22 protein-coding genes, 1 other RNA gene, 1 pseudogene and 1 other annotated feature are annotated in these 22,704 nt (G+C 43.7%); of the genes and pseudogenes, 5 read left to right on the top strand and 19 right to left on the bottom strand.

The annotated features are described in order from the left end of the window. The first annotated feature begins 7 nt into the window (after positions 1 to 7). From AABI20_RS04805 to AABI20_RS04785, 5 genes and pseudogenes are all read left to right on the top strand, one after another. Complete coding sequence (locus tag AABI20_RS04805; RefSeq protein ID WP_338346929.1) at positions 8 to 1,075, top strand: glycosyltransferase family 2 protein; 1,068 nt, start codon at positions 8 to 10, stop codon at positions 1,073 to 1,075. Positions 1,076 to 1,272: 197 nt separating this feature from the next. After that, positions 1,273 to 1,524: a binding site (T-box leader), on the top strand. A gap of 90 nt (positions 1,525 to 1,614) precedes the next feature. Continuing rightward, on the top strand, positions 1,615 to 2,088 hold the full coding sequence (locus AABI20_RS04800; protein WP_338346927.1) for an S-ribosylhomocysteine lyase: 474 nt from the start codon (positions 1,615 to 1,617) through the stop codon (positions 2,086 to 2,088). Between the two features lie 72 nt (positions 2,089 to 2,160). After that, positions 2,161 to 2,764 (top strand): annotated as a pseudogene (locus AABI20_RS04795) (SDR family NAD(P)-dependent oxidoreductase). A gap of 61 nt (positions 2,765 to 2,825) precedes the next feature. Next, positions 2,826 to 2,963: an SDR family oxidoreductase gene (locus tag AABI20_RS04790; protein WP_338346923.1), complete on the top strand. Its 138-nt coding sequence runs from the start codon at positions 2,826 to 2,828 to the stop codon at positions 2,961 to 2,963. Between the two features lie 45 nt (positions 2,964 to 3,008). After that, positions 3,009 to 3,488, top strand: a complete 480-nt coding sequence (locus tag AABI20_RS04785) for a MetQ/NlpA family ABC transporter substrate-binding protein (RefSeq protein WP_338346922.1) — start codon at positions 3,009 to 3,011, stop codon at positions 3,486 to 3,488. Between the two features lie 131 nt (positions 3,489 to 3,619). On the opposite strand, the gene AABI20_RS04780 is transcribed toward AABI20_RS04785, so the two are convergent. From AABI20_RS04780 to fabZ (AABI20_RS04690), 19 genes are all read right to left on the bottom strand, one after another. Next, complete coding sequence (locus tag AABI20_RS04780) at positions 3,620 to 4,180, bottom strand: restriction endonuclease subunit S (protein ID WP_338346921.1); 561 nt, start codon at positions 4,178 to 4,180, stop codon at positions 3,620 to 3,622. Positions 4,181 to 4,182: 2 nt separating this feature from the next. Continuing rightward, entirely contained in the window at positions 4,183 to 4,821 is a 639-nt protein-coding gene (locus tag AABI20_RS04775) for a restriction endonuclease subunit S (RefSeq protein WP_479680649.1), read from the bottom strand. Between the two features lie 86 nt (positions 4,822 to 4,907). Further along, entirely contained in the window at positions 4,908 to 6,950 is a 2,043-nt protein-coding gene (locus AABI20_RS04770) for an N-6 DNA methylase (RefSeq protein WP_338346920.1), read from the bottom strand. 270 nt (positions 6,951 to 7,220) lie between these two features. Continuing rightward, positions 7,221 to 7,565 (bottom strand): hypothetical protein, encoded by a 345-nt coding sequence (locus AABI20_RS04765; protein WP_338346918.1) that lies wholly within the window; start codon positions 7,563 to 7,565, stop codon positions 7,221 to 7,223. A gap of 470 nt (positions 7,566 to 8,035) precedes the next feature. Then, positions 8,036 to 8,392, bottom strand: a transfer-messenger RNA (tmRNA) gene (ssrA, locus tag AABI20_RS04760). A 59-nt stretch (positions 8,393 to 8,451) separates the two neighbouring features. Next, positions 8,452 to 11,841 carry a bacterial Ig-like domain-containing protein gene (locus tag AABI20_RS04755; RefSeq protein ID WP_338346917.1) on the bottom strand — a complete coding sequence of 1,130 codons (3,390 nt, stop codon included), beginning with the start codon at positions 11,839 to 11,841 and terminating at the stop codon, positions 8,452 to 8,454. 322 nt (positions 11,842 to 12,163) lie between these two features. Continuing rightward, the gene (gene accA, locus AABI20_RS04750) at positions 12,164 to 12,961 is read right to left on the bottom strand and encodes a carboxyltransferase subunit alpha (RefSeq protein ID WP_338346916.1); all 798 of its coding nucleotides are present in this window, start codon (positions 12,959 to 12,961) and stop codon (positions 12,164 to 12,166) included. Next, positions 12,961 to 13,803 carry an acetyl-CoA carboxylase, carboxyltransferase subunit beta gene (accD, locus tag AABI20_RS04745; protein WP_047974613.1) on the bottom strand — a complete coding sequence of 281 codons (843 nt, stop codon included), beginning with the start codon at positions 13,801 to 13,803 and terminating at the stop codon, positions 12,961 to 12,963. The genes accA and accD overlap by 1 nt, the downstream gene beginning before the upstream one ends. A gap of 97 nt (positions 13,804 to 13,900) precedes the next feature. Next, on the bottom strand, positions 13,901 to 15,283 hold the full coding sequence (locus tag AABI20_RS04740) for an acetyl-CoA carboxylase biotin carboxylase subunit (RefSeq protein ID WP_047974612.1): 1,383 nt from the start codon (positions 15,281 to 15,283) through the stop codon (positions 13,901 to 13,903). A 1-nt stretch (position 15,284) separates the two neighbouring features. Next, on the bottom strand, positions 15,285 to 15,716 hold the full coding sequence (gene fabZ / locus AABI20_RS04735; RefSeq protein WP_047974611.1) for a 3-hydroxyacyl-ACP dehydratase FabZ: 432 nt from the start codon (positions 15,714 to 15,716) through the stop codon (positions 15,285 to 15,287). Positions 15,717 to 15,796: 80 nt separating this feature from the next. Beyond that, positions 15,797 to 16,273 carry an acetyl-CoA carboxylase biotin carboxyl carrier protein gene (gene accB, locus AABI20_RS04730; RefSeq protein ID WP_047974610.1) on the bottom strand — a complete coding sequence of 159 codons (477 nt, stop codon included), beginning with the start codon at positions 16,271 to 16,273 and terminating at the stop codon, positions 15,797 to 15,799. A 15-nt stretch (positions 16,274 to 16,288) separates the two neighbouring features. Next, on the bottom strand, positions 16,289 to 17,539 hold the full coding sequence (fabF, locus tag AABI20_RS04725) for a beta-ketoacyl-ACP synthase II (RefSeq protein WP_047974609.1): 1,251 nt from the start codon (positions 17,537 to 17,539) through the stop codon (positions 16,289 to 16,291). Positions 17,540 to 17,585: 46 nt separating this feature from the next. After that, positions 17,586 to 18,314, bottom strand: coding sequence for a beta-ketoacyl-ACP reductase (locus AABI20_RS04720; RefSeq protein WP_203618889.1), 729 nt, complete (start codon positions 18,312 to 18,314; stop codon positions 17,586 to 17,588). A gap of 6 nt (positions 18,315 to 18,320) precedes the next feature. Then, positions 18,321 to 19,262, bottom strand: coding sequence for an ACP S-malonyltransferase (locus tag AABI20_RS04715; protein WP_338346914.1), 942 nt, complete (start codon positions 19,260 to 19,262; stop codon positions 18,321 to 18,323). A gap of 12 nt (positions 19,263 to 19,274) precedes the next feature. Continuing rightward, positions 19,275 to 20,240, bottom strand: coding sequence for a DUF561 domain-containing protein (locus AABI20_RS04710; RefSeq protein WP_047974606.1), 966 nt, complete (start codon positions 20,238 to 20,240; stop codon positions 19,275 to 19,277). A gap of 58 nt (positions 20,241 to 20,298) precedes the next feature. Beyond that, positions 20,299 to 20,541 carry an acyl carrier protein gene (locus AABI20_RS04705; RefSeq protein WP_047974605.1) on the bottom strand — a complete coding sequence of 81 codons (243 nt, stop codon included), beginning with the start codon at positions 20,539 to 20,541 and terminating at the stop codon, positions 20,299 to 20,301. 94 nt (positions 20,542 to 20,635) lie between these two features. Beyond that, a complete protein-coding gene (locus AABI20_RS04700; protein ID WP_047974604.1) occupies positions 20,636 to 21,610 on the bottom strand; it encodes a beta-ketoacyl-ACP synthase III in 975 nt (324 codons plus the stop codon). A 22-nt stretch (positions 21,611 to 21,632) separates the two neighbouring features. Further along, positions 21,633 to 22,103 (bottom strand): MarR family winged helix-turn-helix transcriptional regulator, encoded by a 471-nt coding sequence (locus AABI20_RS04695; protein WP_047974603.1) that lies wholly within the window; start codon positions 22,101 to 22,103, stop codon positions 21,633 to 21,635. After that, positions 22,090 to 22,533 carry a 3-hydroxyacyl-ACP dehydratase FabZ gene (fabZ, locus tag AABI20_RS04690; RefSeq protein WP_047974602.1) on the bottom strand — a complete coding sequence of 148 codons (444 nt, stop codon included), beginning with the start codon at positions 22,531 to 22,533 and terminating at the stop codon, positions 22,090 to 22,092. The genes AABI20_RS04695 and fabZ (AABI20_RS04690) overlap by 14 nt, the downstream gene beginning before the upstream one ends. Positions 22,534 to 22,704 lie beyond the last annotated feature (171 nt).

The raw sequence follows: 22,704 nt of genomic DNA, 5'->3' as shown, positions 1-22,704 counted from the left end.
TCCAATTATGTTGACACGTTCAAAAATCCCACGGTTAGGGTTAATCCTACCAGCTTATAACGAAGAAGAAGTTCTTCCAACCACGCTGAACGTCCTCCAAGGGATTAAAGCAAGCTTGGTTGAACAGATGTTCGTCAGCGAAGATAGCTTCATTATGATTGTTGATGATGGTTCAGCTGATAAGACTTGGTCAATTATCCAACAGCAAGAACGACAAAACTCCGACATTATCGGCGTTAAGTTGTCCAAAAACTTTGGTCACCAACCAGCTCTCTTGGCCGGTATGACCGAAAGTAGCAAGCTCGCGGATATCATGATTACCCTTGATGCCGACATGCAGGACAATCCGGACGTCATTAAACAAATGGTCGAAAAGTACTTAGAAGGCAATGAAGTCGTCTATGCCGTGCGCTCCAGCCGCCAAACCGATACTTGGTTCAAGCGTAATTCAGCGCTAGCCTTTTACAAGCTTGCTGGCTGGTTAGGGGTCAAAATGGTGCCCAACCACGCTGATTTCCGCTTAATGAGTAAAGTTGCCGTGAAGGCCCTCCTCAAAATGCCAGAACGCAACGTCTTCCTCAGGGCGATGGTTCCCTTAGTTGGTTTCCAATCCGCTAAGGTCTACTACGAGCGTGGTGAACGTCAAGCCGGGGAGTCCAAATACCCATTACAAAAGATGTTCTCCTTTGCCATCGATGGGATCACCAGTTTTAGTATCCAACCAATCCGCTTGCTCCTTCACCTAGGAATTCTCGTCCTCGGAATTGCCGGTGTCGAAATTGCCTATACAGTTTTTGAAAAAATTGTCGGTAATCCAACTGCCGGTTGGTCATCATTGATGATTTCCATCTGGTTACTCGGCGGTTTGAATCTGATTGCTTTGGGTGTTGTCGGCACTTACATCGGTAAAATCTTTACCGAAGTCAAGCACCGCCCACTCTTCCAGATTGAGCGTGAGGATGGCTACCCTGTGGCAGAAGACCAACTCACAAAAGTAAGTCCAATGCCACAATCAGAAGAAACACAAGACTATGAAACTGATTACCAGGTTGTTCACCAAGTGATTAGTCGCTAAGTGATTGGTTAGTCTGGGCTTGGCTTAATCAACAAACTTCCCCTCAAAAGGATGCCGCTAACAATCATGTTAGCGGCATTCTTTTTTGTTTTTAGGGATGATTGATTTTAATTTTTAAAATCATTTTTAAAAGCGTTCAGGAAAATAAATTAAAAAAGTATTGAAAAATGAGAAAAGTGTCCGTAAACTCTAATAAAAAGTTGATGTTGAAGAGATAAGTAAGCTTTAGCGGCAAATGATAGAGAGCTGACATTTGGTGAAAGTCGGTTTTGCTTAGAAGTTGAAAATGGTCTTGGAGTCGTGTAACGTGGTGAGTTTTATCAAAATCAGCCGCGTTCGGGTGCGCCCGTTACCGCGTTAGAGTATCTCATTTTTTGACGTACTTGTTAAGTGACTAGCAGCGATGCTAGCCAGAATCCGGGTGGTAACACGATTGAATCGTCCCGTAGTCTTTTGTGACTACTGGATTTTTTTATTGTCCTGTATCCAAAACAGCAACAAATACTAAGAAGTCCCGTTTTATCAAAGGAGAAAAAACAATGGCAGAAGTTGAAAGTTTTACATTAGATCACACAGCAGTTAAGGCCCCTTACGTTCGTTTGATTGCCGCCGAACATGGCAACCAGGGCGACATGATTTCTAATTTTGATGTACGCTTGGTCCAGCCAAACGAAAATGCTATCCCCACGGCCGGACTGCACACGATTGAACACCTCCTCGATGGCCTTTTGCGCGACCACTTAGCCAGTGTCATCGACTGTTCCCCATTTGGTTGCCGGACTGGTTTCCACTTGATTACCTGGGGTAAGCCATCAACGGAGGACGTTGCCATTGCCCTCAAAGAATCTTTAGCAGAAATCAGAGATACCATCGAATGGCAAGACGTTCAGGGCACGGACAAGTTTAGCTGTGGTAACTACAAGGACCACTCCCTATTCTCAGCCAAAAAGTGGTCCGCCGAAATATTAGACCAAGGGATCACTTCTGACCTGGATGTTCGACATGTTGTCTAAGAAACTAATAAAAAGCCAACCCAGAAAACGCTGACACCAAAAAATCACCCCCAGCTCAGCTAGCAAATTTGGATGACCCTCAGTGGCCAGTCAGGAGGACAAGATGAGTCAAAGAGTTGCCATTATCACGGGACCGACCACGGTATCGGCGCTGCGATTGCCAAGCGACTGGCACAGGAAAACTTCAAGGTTGGCGTGGCCGAAATTAACCAACAAACAGCCGAAAAAACGGCGGCCGAGATCAACCAAAATCAGGTCGCTAACGCTAAAGCCTATGTTCTAGATGTTGCCCAGTGCGACCAAGTTTTCGCCCTCCACCACCAAGTCGTTCAAGACCTGGGTGAGATTGATGTTTTCGTTAATAATGCCGGCGTCGCCTATATCGAAACGATTGTTGACAGTGACCCAAGGGAAGTCGAGCGGCTCTTCGACGTCAACCTCAAGGGCACCTACTGGGGCATCCAAGCAGCAGCTAGCCAATTCCAACTTCAGGGACACGGGGGCAAAATTATCAATGCCGCTTCCCTGGCGTCCGGAAAGCTCTACCCTGCAAAGTGCCTATTCGGCTTCAAAGTTTGCAATTCGCGGACTTGGTCAATCGGCGGCGAAGGAATTAACCAAGGATCATATCACGGTTAATGCCTATGATCCTGGCATCGTGATTCCCCTTACGTGACTACATCAATACTAAAACAACCAGTATCGAAGGAAACACTCCCGCGGCACAGCGACAAAGCGTGATTGATGAAATCGCTTTGGGACGGGCCGCCACATCAGAAGATGTGGCCGATATCGTTTCCTTTTTGGCATCCGACCAAGCCAATTACATCACCGGTCAATCAATTTTGATTGATGGTGGCATGCGCTACCACTGATTTCATTGAAAAATCAGTTCGTTGAACCCAACAAGGAGTGAATAAATGTCTAGAAAATCAAAGTTTATCACCAGTTTCGTGATTTTAATCCTGGCTCTGCTGGCCGCCTTTTCTTTCTTCCACGCTTCCGCCCAAGATAAAAACAGTAAAAATATTACTGTTGGTGCCGTTGATTCCGATGCCAAGGCCTGGCAATACATCGCCAAGTCCGATGCAGCCAAGAGGGCGGGATTAAAAATCACCATCAAAACTTTTACCGATGGCGTTTCCCTCAACCAAGCCACCGCCGATGGCACCATTGATTTCAACGCCTCCCAATCCTATGCCTACTACGTCGCTTATAACCAGACACATAAGTCAAGTAAGCTTGCAGTGCTCGGCAATACCTATTTGGAACCGATGGGTATTTACTCTGGTCAATATCACAAGTTAACCTACCTTAAAATTTTAAAAATTGAATTTTTACATAAGGCGACGATATGTATGTGCTCTCTTCATCAAACGAACAGGGGCGGGGGTATCTAACGTTTTAATTCGTTTTACGTCAACTTATACTAACGATAAATAAAAACGCTCAAATCACCTTATATAGGCGATTTATAAACCAAACAAAAAAAGCCATACCTATTTTGGCATGACCTAAAATATATTTTTGACTAGTCAGAATTCACAACATCCCTTGTCGCTTCAATCTGTTTGTCTTTCCAATTTACTACGCCACGAATCACCAGCTTTTCAATAGCTCTAATATAGATGCTCATTAACCGGTAATCAGGCTCCCTAGATTCTATTTTTTTTGGTAATTGTATTACTAAACTTTTTGCACGCGTACTGCGTAATTTACGTCCGTAATCATAAATTCCATACAACGATTTATTTATGCTTGCTGTATAAAATAACATAGTCATTTTATCTACAGATACTTTTTCATTCCAATAGGCACCAGTATCATCTCCCATTCCATACTTATAAGGACGATAAAAGGCAGATCCAAAAATATCAATAGTTATGCTGTTAGCTGGAAATTGCCTAACATCGTTCCCAATAAATTTAGAAATACCTGTATTAGTTGTACCTGACATAACAAACGGAAGGTTACCTTTTACTTGATCATCCTTTCTAAGTCGTTTTCCTTGCACAATATTGTCAAATAAATAATCTAGCCTATACTCAGTCCAGAAAATATCACTGTTAGAATTATTAGAATCATTGTTCAATCTTACTGCTCTGCTCTGCTCTGCTCTGCTCTGCTCTGCTCTGCTCTGCTCTGCTCTGCTCTGCTCTGCTCTGCTCTGCTCTGCTCTGCATTATGCGCTCTAAACTTATTTAATACACGCTTTTCTTCATCATTCAAAACATAATTATTGAGTCCAGTAGCAATTAAGTAAGCCTCAAGCTCCTTGATGCGTTCAGCCTCAAGCTCCTTGATGTAGGCCTCCATATAATCGAAAGCAAGTAAGCCATTTTTATCAACTGGTAATGTTATTTTTTCCCCCTTGATACGTTCCCAACCAGCCTTATTTGTCCAACTAAAATTAAACCTGATAGATTTCTGCAGTGCACCCACAAGATACAAATAAACCATATCTGAAGGCTTTGATTCATCTATCAAATCAATAACATAAGCATCTTGTAGTACCGTAAAGGGATGAGTTTGGTAGAACATTGCACCGGTATTCGCACCATTTGCAGAAACCGATATTACATTTTTAAAAACAGTAGCACCAGCCTCTGGCACATAATTATTTAATCCCTGATTAAGGATACCTGCCGTTAGTGCTGGTAGTGTGTTCAAATCAGTTGGCTGTTTAGGAAGATCTTTAGTTTTATAATTTAATCGCTTATGTTTTAACTTTATGAATAAGTCAGAAATAACAAAATCTGTTTCTATGACATTTGAATACTTAGCCCTAACTCTTTTCTCAATATCCGAATTAGGGCTTGTTAAAAATCCTGGTTTTCACCTTTCAAAATTTGAGAGACTTCCCAACTTAAGTAGTCACTAACCGTTTTCTTAAAGTCTGCTTCGGTTGGTGTGGTATCAATCTTCTTGTTATAGTTCCAGTCCTTACCACTTTCAGGGTCAATAGTGTCTTTATAGTAATTATCCCCCTCAGTAAAATAATCTGTTTTCTTAGAGCGATCTAAGATAATATCCAAGACTTCTTGGTAATGGCCCTTGGCATCATTGGTATTAAACAAATTTGTTTTCGCCTTCTTACGATTAGTTCTTGTATAGCCATCTTCTCGTAAGTCGATAAAATAAACATTGTCATCGGCCTTGTGAGGCTTTCCGACTTCAAACAGATAAATCGAGGTTTGCACACTGGCCTTGAACAGGTCAATTGGCATTTTGATACTTGCCTTCAATTTATTATTTTTGAGAATACGTTTGTTTATCTCAGTAGCTTTACCACTTCCAGCACTATCCTGAATAATCACAGCACCAAAGCCCTTTTTTTGCTTGTTAAAAGCCTTCTCCACAAAAATCATACCGTTTCCTTCGGCAGAGTATGGAGGGTTCAACAAGAATACATCAGCAGGGAAAGGGTCTTCGTTATAAGCGTACTTACCTTCATAACTAGTTAAAGAATTATCGTTAACAATATTAGAAGATCCATCCCCCATGAGAATCATGTTTAAGACGGCCAAGATGTAAACATTAGGCAATAACTCAACACCCAGTAATTGCTTAGTCTTGATATTTTCAATCTTTTCATATTGTTTAGTTAAGTCATTGGCATAGTTAATATGAGCGTCCCCAATCATAATATTCATGGCAGAAATCAAAAAGCCACCCGATCCAAGAGCCCAGTCCCAAACATAGCTATCCTGATTAACCTGTGCTAATTGTGCCATGAAATTTGTAATATACCTTGGTGTTAAGACAACGTCGTTTGCTCCTCCATCGGGAACATCGACCCAAGCATTCATGACATTAAACAACTTACCAGTAAAGTCATTAATACCCGTAACATCATAAATCGGAATTAACTTGTCATAAATCTCTTGGTAAATGGTTTTGAGCGGTGTTTGTAGTTCATTAGCTGACTTTTTATTTAAGTTACTATTAACGAAGTTAGGTTGTAGATAATCTAAAATTTGCTTCTGCTTGGGCACTGGTAAGTCACGCTCTTTTAAGAAGTTACGTACCTTAGTTAATATCTTTTCACCGTCAGTATTGCCTTCTTCCATTGACCCCGTCAAATCACTAGGATTTAGTCGGGTAATCTTCCAGTCACCCTGCCTGTCTTGTACCCCAACAGCGGCCATCAAAGACCCCGCTACAATGTTGATTCGCTGACTAGGGATAATCTGTTGCTCATCATGAATCTTCTGATTTAATTCTTGCAAAACAGCTTCAATTTTAGCGTCATCACGAATTAGTCTTTGTTCCAGTTCCCGAGGATCTAGTTGGACGTCTGCCAGCTTTTGAAAAAGGTAGCGCTTTTCAGTAGGGTTATTTTTCAAAAAATCAAAATTACTGTAACTACCTAAATAGATTGGTAGCTCGGGGTCTTTCTGATTCAAGACGTAACACTTAATTTCATAAGTAACAATTCCGGTACTATCTTTAGTTCCATTAACACCAATAGCTAATGCCTCTGGGTAATCAGTACCCTTTAGTGCATTCATAGCATAGTAACTAGCACCATTAACTGCATATTTTGAAATGGCGCTCTTATAATCAAAATCACCGCCATTTCCACGAAGAACAACTAACTCTTGTTTATCTAACTTTTCTAACTTCCCTTTTGATCCCTTATACTCAATGAAAGCAGGAATGGTTTTATCGCCATTAGAAAGAATAACCGTGTAATCTGGTCTTCCTCCGCCCTCACCGCCTAACTTTGATGAATTGCCTTTTAATGTTTCATCAATGCGTGGATCAACACTTTCATTTTCAGAAGCAATGTTTTGCCATCCCAAAGCCCGTATTTGTGCATCTCCCCATTGCTTCACGGTTGTTTCAATACTTGCTACCATTTTTTCACCATCTAACTTTCAAAGAATGAATATACATTCTTTAATTTTGCCACATTTTAACTGATTAGAACTTTTAAATAAAATGTTTAAAAGTAATTTAACTATTGATTGGGTAGAAAAACTTTCGAGAGTACCTTCACTAAAAACATAAATAAAAGCGTCCATTTTATACGTTATATGACATTTTACTTATCTATCCATGAAATTCATCGTTTTCAAGTAAAAAGTCCCATACGGGCTTTATATGGCTTATTTATAAAAGATGCTGTTTTAGTTAATCTGTTTAATTCGTTCTGGCTGTTCTATCGACTTGGCCAATCTGTTCAGTTCGTTGTTGACCTCTTGGATCTTAGCAGTAGGCGCTACAATGTTGTAACACTCGCCAAATGGCTTACGGTACTTATAATGATCGTGCTCCATCTTGATAATTTCAGGGGACAGCGTGGCGGTATATTCATCAAACACCCTTCGTACTTCTATCCAAAAGTTATAGTTTTCTTCCGCATAGCGACTACTAAAGTGTCCGCCCTCTTCCTGCTTCCGGTATTCAAGCCCTTTTAAAGCCCAATCAGCATATCCAGTAAAGTAGTGACCGATTATGTGCCTTTGCTTCATGTCATCCCCCATAAATGCTTTTAAGGAAATTATACAGGATATACACATAGACCTGACGCACTGATTCGGTGCACCAGCGTACTTGCAAACACGGTTGTTAATAGGTGCGTGGATGCAACCACACAGCAAATATAAAGTAACGTTGACTATGTACATTGTCCACTACTGGACAACCTGACCAGCATTGGGAGATTTCACTTTCTGCCACAACTGGCAGACGTTTCAGCGTTGAGTTTGTTGACAGTCTCAAGTACCAAATCAGTACCGCAGGTCTGACTATCCGATTTTTCCGCTACTTTGGCAAATAAAAAACGGCTCAAAGGCCGTTACATTGCTAGGACGCAAGTTTATTTTATCCTCTACTTTTTCCGCTACTTTTGTTGATTGTCAGTGACGTTCAGTGACGTCCAAAAAATCAAAATAGCTTAAGACTGGGATTTTTGACGCCTCTTGACGTCTCCTGATATTACCAATGGACTCGAGGGGAGTCGAACCCCTGTCCAAGCCGACCGCCACACTAGCGTCTACATTCATAGGGCAATGATTAATACCACAGCCAAAGCAGTCATTGTCCAGAACTTGACTCTGACTGGGAACCTAATTGATTTAAACTTAACCGTGCAGGCATCACCATTAAGCCGATCTGACCATTTATTAAACCAAGACCACCATGTCAGCCTAACAATCTTGGCTACGAATCACTGGTTTTTAGGCAGCGACAGCGTAAGAGTTATTGTTTTTTGCAGTTAAATGTCTGCCCGCTTTACGCCCGGATGGCGGAATGCAGCTAATGCTCGTAACAGCCTGTCGAATTCCAAGACGAGCCCAAAACAAAAAGCCGAGGAAAACCCCTCAGCTTCTATTATAGCAAAAACTTCATCGAGTATCAGTCAATTCCGTTTTTCTTGTTGCGCTTCATCAGTAAAATCAGTCCAAAGGTTGCCGAAATCATTCCTATTGCAAGCGCTTCTAGATTATTCGAACGTATTTGATGCTTACCTGTTTGTGGTAATACACTTGGTGTTTTTGGTGTAGCATTTACCAAATAGTCAGACACATTAACCTGACTAGGAACCACATTAGCTGTATTCGTTCCTGAATCCTGATTTGTCACGTGACCATTACTACTTGTCGTTGTTCCTGAACCCTGATTTGTATTGGATGTTGACGTATCATCCCCTGAAACAGTGACCGTTACTTTTTGAGTATAGACATTACCACTACCATCTGTATAAGAATAAGTGATTGGGTAGGTTCCAGGCTTTGTGGTATCAACATTACCGGTAACGGTAACTTTGCTAAAGTCTACAGGTTGACCAGTTGCATCCGTTGCACCTGAGAAGTTGTCTGCAGGAGTCCACTTTGTATTTGGCCCAGCAATCAAGGTAGTATCTTTAGCTGCCACACCACCTTTGCTGGCAACAACCGTCACATTAATTGTCTTTGTAAAAGGAGTCCCCTGGCTATCCGTGTAAGTATAAGTGATTGGATAAACCCCTGGCGTTTTGGCGTCAACTGTTCCCGACGTTTGAACTTGAGAAAAATCAACCGAATTACCGTGTTCATCAGTAGCAGTCAAGAAATTATCTTTTGCTGACCACTGAGCCGTAGGGCCGGCAACAATCGTACTATCAGCAGCATTAATACTTCCTTGGCTAGCCAACACGGTGATTGTAGCAGGAGTACTATGATAGTGCCTTTGCTGATCAGTATAGCTATATGTGACTTGGTAAGTACCAGGCTTTTGCGTATTTACGCTGCCAGAAACCTGGACTTGGTCAATTGACAGTGGCTTGCCATCGGCATCAATCCCCGTTTGCAAATTATCGCTTGGCTGCCATGTTGTCTTTAGTCCGGCAATTAAAGTACTGTTTTTCGCTTGTAGCTGTGTCTGATTATCTTCAACGGTAACATTTGCGACTACGTTGAAGGACTTTCCTTGACCATCCGTATAGCTATAGGTAACTGGGTAAACGCCAAGCTTGCTGGTATCGACATCCCCAGAAACACTGATTTTACTAATATCGACTGGATTGCCATATTCGTCCTTAGCAGCCGTTACATTATCAGCTGGTTTCCAACTGTCATTAACAAAAATAGTGCTATCTTTAACAGTCAAAGCGCTCTGATTATTAATAACCGTCACAGTCACTGGCTGCGAATATGGATTACCGCTAGCATCCGTGTAGCTATAGGTAAGCGGATATACTCCCGGTGCGCTGGTGTCAACACTGCCCGAAACTTGGACCTTACTCAAATCAAGTACGTTGCCGTTTTCATCAGTAGCACTGACAACGTTGTCACTTGTATTCCACTTCGAGTTGACAAAGATTGTGCTACTCTTGGCCACCAAACTACTCTTTTCTTGCACCACGGTGACATTGGCCGTCTTTGTAACAGTCTTGCCACTTGTATCGGTATAAGTATAGGTAATTGGGTAGATTCCTGGGTCCGTAGTCTTCACCGAACCACTAACCTGAACTTTACTCAAATCAACAGCTGAGCCATTTTGATCCACAGCACTCAAAAAGTTTTGGCTAGCGAACCATTGTACCCTAGGACCAGCAACAATCGTGCTGTCTTGGACGTTCAGTGTCGTCTGGCCAAGAATTTTATCATAAACAACGTTATAGACAAGTTGACCAGAATCATTATTAACCGTCGTTGAGTCAAAATAAGTTGGTTGACTGCCTTCAATGGTATAGCCAGCAATGGTTGGTGCCGTTACTGCAGCAAAGTTATTACTATTAGCTCCACTGGCCAGCTGCCAATCCGTATACGTTGGTTGACCATTGACTAACGTTCCCTGACGGCGATAAATGGCCGACTGGACGGTTGATGAGGCAATCTTATTGCCACTTTTATCAACATAGTTGATTGTTCGCGAAATTGTGTTATTCTGTGCTGGGTCAAAAGTAAATGAATCAACCGAAACAGTTTGCAAGTTGGTAGCTATTCCAGTTGATGCTCCAATTGATAGTGCTAATGGATCTTGGAAATCGGTCACCGGAATAGTAAATGTTTGGCCCAGGTAATTCAGTCCCATATGTCCATTTCCGTCATAGGTTACCGTAAATGGTATGTCCTGACCTGCTACATTGTATTTGGCAGGATCCAAGTCTAAAAAGCCGCCATCGTAGCGAAAATTACTATCTTGTCCAGTTTGGTCAACATCGCTGTGGAAGCCGGAAACATAAGAGTCACCCTTACCATCCCTGTGGTCACCAGCATTAAGTGTCCAGGTATCAAAAATAAAGCCAGTTGAGGTTGGCAGCCCCATGACACTAATTCCGCCACCCACAGAACCAATTTGCCCAACAGATCCATGGTGAAAGGCAATTCCAATCCCGTCACCGCCCTGAGCACGTTGCAACTTGTTACCTAGGTTAATCTTTCCGTTCAACACGAAAGCATCATTAGCGTTAATTTTGGTATTAAGAGTAATATTACCTTCAACGAAATCCTTATTAGTCGTTAAAATAGCAGTGTTTGTATTAGTATCATAGGTTGCCGCGCCATTGATTTTAAACCACTTCAAAAAATTATCCTTAGTAACTGTCACTGACAAATGATCATTGGTTACCGGTTGGGTTGTGCCTTGAGTCAAATTAGCACCCAATAAGGCAGCATTACTCGTTGCAGAATCCGTCGCTTGGCGCAAATTCAGTGTTTGTTCTGTAGCTTGACTTTGACTGCCTTGATTGCTGCCACTGGTTGTATCAGTGGTGCTTCCAGTTTTTTGGCTTTGTGACTGAGTAGCGCTACTAGTGCTGGTACTTTGTGATTGCGTGGCACTTTCAGTGCTGGTACTTTGTGACTGATTGTTATTGGCTGTCGAACTGCTTGTATTATTTGCAGCCTGGCTCTGATTTTGAGCAGTCGTTGCCTCCTGTGACGTCGCCGTTTGCTGCTTGCTTTGGCCACTAGCACTAACTGACGTTTGTTGTGTACTGGCGCTTTGTGATGCGACACTTTGATTATTAGTGCTTGTCGAATTTAGTCCTTGCGCAGCAGTACTCTGAGGCTTTAGTCCCTGCGCAACCGAGCTTTGACTATCTGTGCTCTGATTATTTGTTATCTGTGAACTAGCAGTCTGACTTTGTTGACTTGTGGACTCATTTGTATCTGTTGTTTTTTCTATTGTTTGAGAACTAGAAACATCATCGGCTTGAGCCTGCTGAAGAGCGCCTTCTACGGCCACCATACTAACACCCACTAAAGCTGTTACCCATAATTTCTTAGCCTTATATAATTTGTATGTTTGTTTTTTGTTCATAGCTCAGTCTCCCTTTAGGGAAAATAATAACATTTTTATTTTTATATTTTAATTGCATTTCTTTTTAATTACTTTTAATGAAGATGTATTCTAATTTAATATTTAGGACAAAAATTGTCCTTCTGATTATTTGGTCTATATTTTAATAATGCGGTACACGATTGATTTAGTCGCTGGGTGAGCCAAGAATAATTCAGTAAAAAAGCCCAGTACTGATAGTACCAAGCTGGTTAGTTTACATAAAAAAACGCCGTAACCAGAAATTAAATATCGCTTCTCTTTCTCGCGACAAATTTCCCATTACAGGCGTTTTATTTTTTATTTAGAAAGCCCGAAAACGCTTCCGCCGTTGTTGAATCAACTCATCGTCAGATAGTGTCTGCAATTCCTGAATTTCACTCGACAACTTTTCCTTCATGCCGTTAAAAATCTTGCCATGATTATGACCTTCTGGAATCACCAGGTCAATCACATTTTCCTTCAGCAAATCAGCAGCCGTCAAGCCCATGATGCCAGCAGCTTCATTTGATCGCTTGGCATCCTTCCACAAAATAGAAGCAAAGCCTTCGGGTGACAAAATTGAATATGTGGCATTTTCAAACATCCACACTTGGTCAGCTGTGCCCAAGGCCAAGGCACCACCGGAACCACCTTCACCATAGATAATGGAGATGATTGGAACTGGCAACTTCATTGACTTTAAAATTGACTGAGCAATTGCTTCCCCTTGGCCCAAGGCTTCAGCGTCCTTACCAGGAAAGGCACCAGGTGTATTGATAAAGGTCACAATTGGACGGTGGAACTTTGCTGCTTGTTCCATCAATCGTTGCGCCTTCCGGTAGCCCCAAGGCTGAGGTGACCCGTTTCGCTTAGACAACTTATCGTTGATATCCGTTCCCTTATCAATGGCAATCACAGTAACGGGCTGGCCGTTTAATCGTGCCAAACCACCAATAACTGATTTGTCATCGCCATAAAGGCGGTCGCCATGTAACTCAATGAAATCGTCAAAGATGCCATTGATTAATTCGCGTGCCATAAAGCGGTCTTCGCGGGACTTCTTCACCACTTCAGCTGGATCGATTTCTTTTTTAAACAATGTCTTGATAAATTCGAACATTATTCAGCCTCCTGTTGATGTAGTGACACAATATTGGCAATCATGCCAGCCATGTCTTGGCGAGGAACAATCTTGTCAACAAAGCCGTTTTCCAAGAGCGTTTCTACTCGTTGGAAGTCCTTTGGTAACTTTTCATGAATCGTTGATTCAATCACACGAGCACCAGCGAAACCAACCAGGGCGTGTGGTTCAGCCAATGTAACGTCACCCTGCATTGCAAAGGAAGCAGTCACACCACCTGTCGTTGGATCGGTCAGCACAACTAAGTACAACAAGCCAGCTTCCTGATGGGCGGCAACTGCCGCTGATACCTTAGCCATCTGCATCAAGGAATTAATTCCTTCTTGCATTCGCGCCCCACCAGAAGCCGTAAACATCACGACTGGCAAGCGGTTTTCTGTGGCATACTCGAAGAGACGGGTAATCTTTTCGCCGGTCATTGAACCCAATGAGGCCATCATAAAGTAAGCGTCCATGATGCCCAGGGCAACCTTTTCGCCTTCAATCGTGGCCGTCCCAGTCAAAACAGACTCGTTCATCTCAGTTTGCTTCTTAGCCCGGGCTAATTTTTCCTCATAGCCAGGGAAATCAGAATGATCAATCGTCAAGTCAGCGTTCATCTCGACAAAGTCTTCCGTTAACAGAGCAACCCGTTCGTGCGCCTGCAAACGGAAACCGTAATTACACTTTGGACAAACGCGGTATGGTCCCAGTTCCTTGTTGTAAATCTGTTCGCCACAGTATGGGCAAGCCAGAAAGAGGCCATCAGGAATCCGATCCTTAATGGCATCGGTCACCTTAATCTTATTTTGTTCAGGTTTTTTTGAATTAAATAAATCCATATTATTTTGGGCTCTGCCCTTTCCCCCTCATCACTGTTTGGGCCTAAAGTTTCTTAAGCAAGTGAAAGCCGCTCAAAGGCGGCTTTCGTCAAGAAATTTATTCACCAGCTTGTTCAGCCAGTTTTTCTTCCCACTTTGGCATAAATGTATCTTCAAGATACTTCGTTCCAAAGTTATCTGTTAAGACGTTTTCATCCAGCAACATGGCCTTTTGGAAAGTCTGTGATGTAGAAACACCAACTAAGGAAGTTTCATCCACCATTCGTTCCAATTTTGCTAAGGCTTCCCCACGCGTTTCATCATGGGCAATCAGCTTCGCAATCATTGAATCATAGAACGGCTGGATGGTGTCGCCATTGTAAAGGGCTGAATCGATTCGAACCCCTGGTCCACCAGTTGGCAAGAAGACAAAGTCAACTTTTCCAGCACTAGGGGCAAAATTAGCTTCTGGTTTTTCAGCCGTCAACCGCATTTCAACGGCGTGACCGCTGATTTGAACGTCAGCTTGCTTTAACTTCAATTCTTCACCGGCAGCAACTTCAACCTGCAAGCGAACCAAATCCAAGCCTGTCACCATTTCAGTGACTGGGTGCTCAACCTGAATTCGAGTGTTCATTTCCATGAAGTAGAACTTACCTTCTTGGTCTTGAAGGAATTCAATCGTTCCAGTATTTTCATAGTCAATCGCATTCACGGCCTTTGTGACAATGTCCATCAGCTCTTCACGCATTGTTGGTGTCACGGAAGCGGCTGGTGATTCTTCCATCACCTTTTGGTTCCGACGTTGCAAAGAACAGTTTCGTTCTGGCAAGCAAATCACGTTGCCAAATTGATCACGAATCACCTGCATTTCGATATGGCGGACATCCGTCATCACCTTTTCGATGTACATATGGTCATCACCATATGACAACTGAGCTTCGCTTTGAGCGTTGATAAAGTTTTCTGCTAGCTCACCTTCTGAGTAAACAAAGCGCATTCCCTTACCACCACCACCGGCAGCAGCCTTCAGCAACAATGGGAATCCCGTCTTTTTCGAAACTTCAATGGCTTCGTCGACGTTATGAATATAGCCATCAGAACCAGGAATTACCGGAACGCCTGCCTTGGTCATTTCTGCTCGAGCGTGTTCCTTGTTTCCCATCAAATCGATTGTTTCAGGACGAGGGCCAATCCACTTAATGTTGACATCGCCGACCATTTCGGCAAATAGGGCGTTTTCTGATAAGAACCCATAACCTGGGTGAATTGCTTCAGCACCCGTTAATAGGGCTGCTGTCACAACATTTTTCATGTTTAGGTAAGAATCAGCAGGCTTTGGGCCACCAACACAGATGGCCTCGTCTGCTACTTGAACGTGCAAAGAATCCTTGTCAGCCGTTGAATAAATCGCAACCGTTTGGATACTCATTTCCTTCAACGTCCGGATAATCCGCACGGCGATTTCACCACGATTGGCTACCAATACTTTTTTAAACATCTTAATCTCCAACAATAAATGTCAATTCAGCGGTTGTAGCCTTCTTACCATTCACCCAGGCAATTCCTTTTCCTGAACCAACAGGGCCACGCAAACGATCCAAAACGACCTCTAAGCGCAATTGGTCACCAGGACGAACCATTTGACGGTAGCGAGCCTTCTTGATACCACCAAAGTAAGCTGTCTTACCCTTGAACTCAGGCATTGAAAGCAAAGCAACAGCACCAGCTTGGGCCAATGCCTCAACGGTCAAAGCACCTGGGAAAGTTGGGTTACCAGGGAAGTGTCCTTGGAAAATTTCTTCGTTAATTGAAATGTTCTTGATAGCCACGCAGCGCTCACCAGGTACTAATTCCTCAACCGTGTCCAACATCAACATTGGGTAACGATGTGGAAGAATTTCTTGAATTTCCTTTGTGTTCAATTGGGTCATAGCTCTTCTCCTTTTAGCTGTCTATGTATATCCAAGCAATGCTTGGACAAGACGATCGGCCGAAATAGCCGTCTAATCTCTTAATCAGTTGTGACACGGTAAAGTGGCTTATCAAAATCAACCACTTCTTCGTTATCAACCAAAACTTCAGCAATGGTACCAGAAACGTCTGACTTGATTTCAGTCATCAACTTCATGGCTTCAATGATAGCAACCGTTTCGCCCTTCTCGACGTGGTCGCCAACATTCTTAAAGTTTGATTCACCTGGCTTTGGTTGGAGATACACCGTTCCGACCATTGGTGCCTTGATTTCTTTTCCGGCAGCTGCTGGTGCAGCTACTTCAGGCGCAGAGGCCTGGGCTGCTGGCTCTTGGTTCACAACAGGTTGCGCTGCGGGTGCACTTGGCGCTACTGGCGCTGGTGTGCTACCGCCTTGAACCTGTTCGTTCTTAGACAAGTGCAATGAAAATTCACCATCTTGGATGTAAACATCGCGCAGGGTAGACTTTTCCAAGTCTGCCATCAATTCACGAATTTCTTTGACATTTAAATTCATTATTGAACTTCCCTCTTACCACTTCTTGAAGACAACAGCTGCGTTATGACCACCAAAACCATAGTTAGCAGACAAAACATATTCAGGAGCCGTATTCTTGTTCGTTTCGTTAACCAAGTTCACCAACTTTGTGTGCTCATCTGGTTCATCAAAGCCAACGTTAACTGGCAATTGACCACGGTCGATAGCACCAACAGAAGCAACGGCTTCGATGGCACCGGCGGCACCCAAAAGGTGACCCGTCATGCCCTTCGTTGATGAAACCAAGACAGAGTTTGGACCAAAGACAGAAGCAACGGCTTCGGCTTCACCTGAATCGTTTGCACCGGTAGCAGTACCGTGGGCATTCAAATAAGTAACGTCTTCTGGCTTGATATCAGCATCCTTCAAGGCTGCCTTCATTGCCCGAGCAGCTCCTTCACCATCAGGGGCAGGAGAAGTCATGTGGTAAGCATCTGATGATGCACCGTATCCAACCACTTCAGCCAAGATGTTGGCACCACGAGCTTCAGCATGTTCCAAGGACTCCAATACAAGGATTCCTGAACCTTCACCCAAGACAAAACCGTGACGGTTCTTGTCAAATGGCTTTGAAGCTTGTGCAGGGTCTTCTTCCTTTGACAAAGCAGTCAAAGCGGCGAAACCAGCAATTCCAATTTCGTTGACAGTCGCTTCTGAACCACCAGTCAACATCACGTCTTCACGACCCGATTGGATACGCCAGAAGGCTTCACCAATGGCGTTCGTAGCTGAGGCACAAGCCGTTACGACTGTGAAGTTCACGCCACGAGCACCGAAGCGCAATGAAACGTTTCCTGAAACCATGTTCGGAATTGATTCCGGGACGAACAATGGTGAAACGCGTTGTGGTCCCTTTTCGTGCATCTTAATCACTTGTTCTTGGATAGTTGTCAAACCACCAATTCCATTTCCCAAGATAACACCAAAACGTTCTGAATTAGCAACCTTTGACTTTGCTTCTGAACCTTCATCAGGCAACAAACCTGCTTGGTCCAAGGCTTGGTAAGAAGCATCAATAGCATACTGTGAGAACAAGTCCAACTTACGTGCATCACGCTTTCCAACGCGCAAAGCTGGATCAAAACCGTCAACCTGTCCGGCAACTGAAATACCAGTTTCAGTTGCATCAAACTTCGTGATTGGCTTAATTCCTAATTTTTCATCAAAAAGGCCATCCAAGAAGGTCTTTGTATCGTTTCCTAATGGGGTAACAGCCCCCATCCCAGTAATTACGACTCGTGTCATTGTCGCTTCCTTTCTAATCTCAGTAACTTAAAATGAACGATGATTATTAAATATAAAGGCCACCGTCAACGGTAATCGTTTGTCCAGTCATGTAGTCATTGCCGGCTAAGAATAGCGCAACATCGGCCACATCATCAATTGAACCAAACCGTGACAAAGGAATCTCATTCAAGATGGCTTCACGCGCCTTGTCTGACAAGGCATCCGTCATATCCGAAATAATCATCCCAGGGGCGATGGCGTTTACGCGGATATTGCGCTTCGCCCCTTCCTTAGCCAAAGACTTTGTCAAACCAATGATACCAGCCTTTGAAGCGGCATAATTAGCTTGACCAACATTGCCCATTTGGCCAACAACAGAAGCCATGTTCAAAATCACACCATGCTTTTGTCGGATCATCTTCTTAAAGACGGGTTGCGTCACGTTGAACGTTCCGTTCAAGTTTGTGTTCACAACCTGGGCAAAATCAGCTGGACTCATCCCCATTACTAACTGATCCTTGGTAATCCCGGCGTTGTTCACCAAGATATCAATACCTTCAAAGCCTTCTTGCTTGTACAAGTCTTTGAAAGTTGCTTCAACTGTTTCAGCATCAGCAACGTCAAATTGCAACGTCATTGGCTTTTGCTTGAAGGAGTTGATGACTTCTTCTTTAATAGCAGAACGACCATGCAAGATAACACGGGCGCCCGCATTGTCAAAGGCGTGGGCAACGGCTAAGCCGATTCCTCGTGATGACCCAGTTACCAAAACGGTTTGATTAGTAAAGTCCATGGATTCTTATCCTTTCTCTGCGTTGATGGCATCAACGATTTTTTGATAGGAAGCAAAGTCCGTCACCGTATACTTGGTAACTTCCTTTGGCGCAATTTTCTTCGCAAATTTTACGAGGGTAGCAGCAGGACCGATTTCAACCAAAGTATCAACTCCGGCATCCACGATTTCCTGCAAGCATTGTGCAAAGTAGGTTGGCGAAACAATCTGCTTCGTCAAGGTATCCTTGACGGTTGCAGCTGTAAAGGCTTGCTTCGTCGTGTTGGAATAAACAGGATAAGCCCCTGCACCAAATCCTTCTCCTGCCAAGCGCGTTGCCATCTTTTCAGAGGCTTCGTTTAGCAATGGCGTATGGAAGGCACCAACAACTGGTAACTCAACCTGCTTTTTCACACCGGCTTCTGTCAATGCCTCAACAGCCTGGTCAACATCGGCTTTGACACCGCCAATAACCAGTTGTGAAAAGGTATTAAAATTAGCTGGGTAAACTTGTAGGCCCTTTTTTTGCAAACCTTCAACAACCTCAACAATCATATCTTGGTTATCATCCAAAACCGCAACCATCTTGCCAGGGTTCTTGTCGCCAACCTCTTGCATGTATTGACCACGATCTTTAACCAAAGCGATTGCCTGTTCAAAGGTCAGAATGCCATTGGCAACCAAGGCTGGATATTCACCTAACGAAAGGCCCAAACCAGCAACCACATTCGTTAAGCCAGCACCCTTTAATGATGCAGCTAAGGCTGCATCCATTGCCACAATGGCTGGTTGTGCGTACTGTGTTTGTCGAATTTTTTCTTCGTCTTGGTCTAACTCATTTAAGTCATAGCCCAAGATGGCAGAAGCTTTATCAATATAAGCCTTGTAGCCCGGCAAGTTTTCATAGAGGTCAGCCCCCATGCCCGCTTGCTGTGATCCCTGACCGTTGAATAGCAGTCCTACTTTCATTAGAAACCTCGCTTATTTTGCCTTGTTTTCAATGCCCATGATGTCCGTTGCTTGTGCCCAAATTTCGGCCAAGATTTCAGCAACAGGCTTTTCATCATTGACCATTCCTGAAATTTGTCCAGCCATGAAGGCCCCACCGTTCTTGTCACCATCGACAACGGCGGCACGCAAGGTCCCTGATTCAAGCTTTTCAACTGTTTCGTAATCAGGCTCTGGCTTACCGATTTCTTCTACTTCGCGCTTCACGTATTCCTTGGCCATCTTGTTCTTCAAGACACGGACACGTGAACCAACAATGTTACCAGTGATAATCGTATCAATATCACGGGCCTTCAAGACCTTGGCCTTGTAGTTTGGGTGAACTTCAGACTCAGTCGCCGTCAAGAAACGAGTTCCCATCTGAACCCCTGAGGCACCCAAGGCAAAGGCAGCGGCAACACCACGGCCATCACCGATTCCACCAGCGGCAATAACGGGAATATCAACGGCATCAACAACTTGTGGTACCAAAGCCATTGTTGTCATTTGACCAATGTGACCACCTGATTCCATTCCTTCGGCAACTACAGCGTCAACACCCTTACGTTGCATCATCTTGGCCATTGAAACAGATGGGACAACAGGGATAACCGTTACGCCTGCGGCATGCAATTCTTCCAAGAATGGTGATGGATCACCTGCACCAGTAGCCACAACCTTCACGCCTTCTTCCAAAATCACATCGAAGACTTCACGAATATGACGAGACATCAACATCACGTTGACCCCAAAAGGCTTGTCCGTTAATTCCTTGGCACGACGAACTTCACGACGAACTTCGTCACCATGCCAGTAACCAGTTCCAATAAAACCAAGTCCACCAGCTTCAGATACAGCGGCAGCTAAGGCACCTGTACCGGCCCAAGTCATCCCACCTTCAACGAGTGGGTACTTCATCCCTAATTTATCAAAAATGGGGTTGTCAATTTTAAATGTCATAATCTCTGCCTCTTTATTTTATCTATCTGTATGTATGCGGTTAAAAACCGCTTGATGCTTACTTCTTGTCAAGTTGGTCCTTGATCTTGTTAACCAAGTCTTGAACAGTCTTAACTTCTTCAGTTTCTTCCAACTTGATGTCGAAGTCGTCTTCGACACGGTTCAAAACTTCGAACAAGTCCAATGAATCAGCATCGATGTCATCAGTCATGTTAGTAGTCAATGAAACTTCTGAATCTTCCAAATCGAATTGGTCGATCAAAATTTCCTTAACCTTGTCAAAAATTTCTTCGTTAGTCATGAGCATGCTCTCCTATATAGATGTTCGTATTGCAATACGTTGGATTTTTACGGTGCAGTCTACTACACCGCAATTCTGATTTTTTATTTTTTAGTTAAAGTTGCCAAATTTGGACGCCAATCGCCAGACCGCCGCCAAAGCCGACAAAGGCAATCTTCATGCCGGGCTTAATCTGACCACTGCGACGCAATTCGTCGAGCAGGATGGCCGTTGAACCGGCCGATGTGTTGCCATATTCTTCCATGTTTGTTGGGAACTTGTCCATTGGTTGGCCAAAGTTTTTCGCCATGGATTCGACGATGCGCTTGTTGGCCTGGTGAGCCAAGTAAAAGTCAACGTCGTCGGCTTCAAGTCCAGCCTTTTCCAAAGCCTTCTTCATCACCTTAGGCACTTCACGCGTGGCAAAGCTATAAACGCTCCGACCCTCCTGGTGGAAGTATGGATCGAGTGGTGAAATCTCACCAGCAAAGGCATTCTTGTTGGCGAAGCGGCCAGTCAAGATTGCTTGACCGCGGTCACCAAATGACCGCAATTCTTCTGCAATCAAGCCAGCCGGTTCGTCTGTCTTCTCAAGCAAAACACCACCAGCGCCATCACCGAATAAGACAGAAACCGTCCGGTCTTTCCAGTCAACCAGCTTTGACAGCACTTCCGCTCCAATAAACATCCCCTTCTGGTAACGACCAGATGAAAGAAAAGAAGAGGCAACGGACATGCCGTAAACGAAGCCAGAACAAGCCGCATTCAAGTCAAAAGCAAAAGCGTTTGGTGCTTCAATATTCCCTTGCACAATCGCAGCTGTATGAGGCGAAAGGGCATCGGGTGACATCGTCCCCACGATAATAAAGTCCAAATCAGCGGCACCCCAACCTGATTGTTCCAATAACTTTTTGGCAACACTCGTTGCCAAGTCTGATGTATTCTCAGTTGTCACAACGTGACGTTGGTGAATACCAGTCCGTGGGTAAATCCATTCATCACTGGTATCCATCAATTCCGTTAGTTCATCATTTGTCACCACTCGTTCTGGCACTTGCATCGCCGTGGTGACAATCTTAATGTTTTCCATAATTTTTCACAATCCCGTTCGCCTAACTATCAATTAAGGCCTTCAAGTAAGCTTGTAAGTTATGTACCGCCCGTTCCATCGCTAACGCTTCTTCAATGGACATATCGTCCAACAAAGCCTTGGTTACCTTAAAGTGAAACGCTTGGTGCGCCCGGTATAAGATTCGCCCTTGATGGGTCAAACCTAATTTCACCACCCGCTTATCTTCCTTTGATCGACGACGCTCGACATACCCCTTATCAACTAAGCGATCGATGGCCGTGGTCATCGCACTTGGACTCAGGTGGACAGCCTTAGCCACCTGCGAGGCAGTTTTTTCCTCGTACATGGAGATAGCATAAATCGTGTGCACTTCTTTGACCGTCAAGGCCGAAAAGGGGCTCTGCTTGAGCTCATACTCCTCCACCCAAACAACATTGGCAAACATCTCCATCAAATCATGATTGATTTGCTTGATGTTGACCTGCTGGTTAGCCAGCTCAGTTTTGCTCATCAGGTGCCACCACGAACATTAGTTCCGCGCTGGTTGCGACCTTATCATTGACCTTAGCCGTGACCATAACGGTCCCCATGTTCTCTCGAACCTTGCCAAATGTAACATGTAACTTCAAAACATCACCAGGAACAACCATCTTCTTGAACTTGGCATCATTGATACCTGTCATGTAGGCTGTCTTGCCTTTAAATTGTGGTGATGACAAAATCAAGATTGACGCTGCTTGCGCCAATGACTCAATAATCAAGACACCGGGCATCACTGGGTTACCAGGAAAATGTCCTTGGAAGAATTGTTCGTTAATCGTCACGTTCTTAACAGCAACGATTGATTCGTCAGGAACCATTTCTTCAACGTAGTCCATATAGATGATTGGGTAACGGTTTGGAATGAGGTCCATAATTTCAGTCGTAGTCAGTACTGGCATTAGGGTTTCCTTTCTTAATGGCCGAGAATGGCCCTAGTTAACTTCAATTCACAATAAAAACAGTCTAACAGTTAATATTTCGATAGTCAAACTATTAGCGTTTCTCAACTCATTTTAACACTTTCTACCTATATTAATTATTAAAAATCAGCCCTTTCACAGCCTCGTACT

The sequence above is a fragment of the Fructobacillus cardui genome, assembly GCF_963580785.1.
GTDB lineage: Bacteria > Bacillota > Bacilli > Lactobacillales > Lactobacillaceae > Fructobacillus > Fructobacillus cardui.
Note: the sequence above shows the minus strand (reverse complement) of the source record. Positions and strands in the feature narration are given on the sequence as shown.